Raw genomic sequence first — 2,389 nt, 5'->3', positions numbered from 1 at the left:
TTGAGGATCAAGCCGCCCAGCGAGTAGCCCTGATTGGCATTGGCATTGACGCGCCAGTCTTGCTGAGAGAGGTATTCGTTGACGGAGCGCTCTACATCCACCGCGCAGGCTTTGTCTGCCCGCAACTGGCTGCGTTGCTCGCGGTAGACGATGTAGGCGCGTGCCGTGTCGAAGTGCCCCGCATCCATCAGCGCGCGTTCGACCTGATCCTGAATCTGCTCGACCGTGGGCACGCGGCGCTGCAGGGCTTGCCTGACTTGCCTTGCGAGTTCCGCTGCACGTGTGGCGTCGAACTCGCCGGTGGCTTTGCCTGCGCTTTCAATGGCGCGCGTGATCTTGTCGAGCTTGAAGCTGGCGGTGGCGCCGTTGCGCTTGATGACGGCGACCGAGCAGGTCTGCGCTGATACGAGAGGGCTGTCTGTCATGCGGGTTCCTACTATATGTAGTGTGTTGATGTTCTTGAAAACGCTACGGGTAGTGTTCCGATCTTGAAAAACCCTGCTGTTGACCCTTGTCAAACCGGGGCCATGAATTCCTTTTTGTTAAACATGTATATAAAATGAATGTTAACGAAATTGAAGCACCTCAAGGATCTGCATGTTGAACACGACCCAACGCGAACTCGTCAAAGGTACGGCGGCGCTGCTCAAGGAACACGGCGTGGCGCTGACGCGCCATTTCTATGCGCGCATGTTCGAAAACAACCCTGAACTCAAGGCCATCTTCAACCAGGGGCATCAGCGCGAAGGCAGCCAGCAACAGGCTTTGGCGATGGCCGTGGCGGCTTATGCCCAGCACATCGACAACCCCAGCGTGCTGATGCCTGTGCTGGAGTTGATCGCCAACAAGCATGTCAGCCTGGGTATCCGTGCCGAGCATTACGGCATCGTCGGGCGGCACTTGCTGGCCTCGATTCGAGAAGTGCTGGGTGCGCTGGCCACCGATGATTTGATCGAGGCCTGGGGTGCGGCCTATGGCCAACTGGCTGATGTGCTGATCGGCATCGAAACCAAGCTGTACACGCAGGCTGCACAGGTGCCGGGTGGCTGGAGCGGCTGGCGCAACTTCCGTGTCGAGCGCAAGCAGGTGGAGAGCGAAGAGATCACGTCCTTCTACCTGGTGCCCGCCGATGGTGGCGAGGTGCCGGCGTATCACCCTGGGCAGTATGTATCGGTGAAGTTGCTCGTGCCGGAGTTGGGCTACAGCCAGCCGCGGCAGTACAGCTTGTCTGCAGCGCCGGGCGGGCGCTCATTGCGCATTTCGGTCAAGCGCGAAAGCGGAGACGAGGCCGCCGCGCGTCCGCAAGGCATGGTCTCCAATCTGCTGCACGGCAGCGTGCAGGTGGGCGATGTGATCGAGGTGGCGCCGCCCATGGGCGATTTCGTGTTGCACCAGGATCGCGACAACCCCGTGGTGCTGATCAGTGCCGGTGTGGGCCTCACGCCCATGGTGTCCATGCTGGATGCACTGATCCAGAACGCGCCCAAGCGGGAGGTGCGCTTCATCCATGCTTGCAGGCACAGTGGCGTGCACGCCTTCCGTGAACATGTCGCCAAGGTGGCGGCGGCCCACCCACGGGTCAAGGCCAAGGTTCACTACGAGTTTCCACGTGACGAGGACAGGGCGCACCCGCATGAGGTCGGGCGCATCGAGTTGTCACAACTGCAGGACTTGTTGCCCAGCGGCGAGGCCGACTTTTACGTCTGTGGCCCCAAGCCTTTCATGCAGGCCCAGATGGCTGCCTTGCAAGCCTTGAAGGTGCCACCAGAGCGCATCCATGCCGAGGTGTTCGGCACGGGCGGCGTTTGACCTGCACGCAAGGAGGGCACTTCAGTGCGAGGTGCCTTCCGAGCGCGTGATCTTGTTGAACACGTTGTACTTGCCAACGGGCTTGCTCATGGGCAGGCGCTTGACCTCTTTCAGCGTGGCCGCGTCATACACGATCAAGGCGCCATTCATCTCCCACAGGCTGGCCAGGGCATAGCGCCCATCGCGTGTGAACTCGATGTGGGCCAGTGTCTGGCCTTCAGGGGCCTTGATCTGCGTGACGGTCTGCAAGGTGTTCTTGTCGATGATGGTCAGCGTGTTCTTGGCTTGCGGTGACATCATCGAGTCGGTCCACAGGTAGCGTGACTGCTCGTGGCTGCGCATGAAGAAGCCGGGGCCCGGCGTGGGGATCTGCTGGATGATCTGCCAGCTCTTCATGTCGATCACGCTGATGAGGCCTTGCTGCAGATTGGGTGTGGCCAGCACGGTCTGGCCTTGGTATTGGAAGCTGATGCCAGAGCCCAGGTGAGGCATGCCAGGCAAGGGGAGGTTGGCCACGCGTTGGCGGGCGTCGAGGTTGATGACCTGTGCGCTGGGCGGCTCATCAACGGGGCTGGATGCT

At 60.9% G+C, this 2,389-nt stretch carries 3 protein-coding genes; 1 reads left to right on the top strand and 2 read right to left on the bottom strand.

What is annotated here, in order from left to right; genetic code table 11:
• Positions 1-425: ATP cone domain-containing protein (locus tag EPO09_RS20140; protein WP_290646019.1), on the bottom strand; the 425-nt coding region annotated here is incomplete at its 3' end.
• A gap of 172 nt (positions 426-597) precedes the next feature.
• On the opposite strand from EPO09_RS20140, the gene hmpA reads away from it, so the two are divergent.
• Complete coding sequence (hmpA, locus tag EPO09_RS20135; protein ID WP_290646017.1) at positions 598-1,809, top strand: NO-inducible flavohemoprotein; 1,212 nt, start codon at positions 598-600, stop codon at positions 1,807-1,809.
• A gap of 21 nt (positions 1,810-1,830) precedes the next feature.
• Here hmpA and EPO09_RS20130 read toward each other — a convergent pair.
• The coding region (locus EPO09_RS20130) for a cytochrome D1 domain-containing protein (protein ID WP_290646015.1) at positions 1,831-2,389 on the bottom strand (559 nt) is incomplete at its 5' end.

It is taken from the genome of Aquabacterium sp., assembly GCF_004297345.1.
Taxonomy (GTDB): domain Bacteria; phylum Pseudomonadota; class Gammaproteobacteria; order Burkholderiales; family Burkholderiaceae_C; genus Aquabacterium.
Note: the sequence above shows the minus strand (reverse complement) of the source record. Positions and strands in the feature narration are given on the sequence as shown.

Coding starts and splice junctions, on each gene's coding strand:
- hmpA (WP_290646017.1), top strand. CDS start 598: ATGTTGAACACGACCCAACGCGAACTCGTCAAAGGTACGGCGGCGCTG.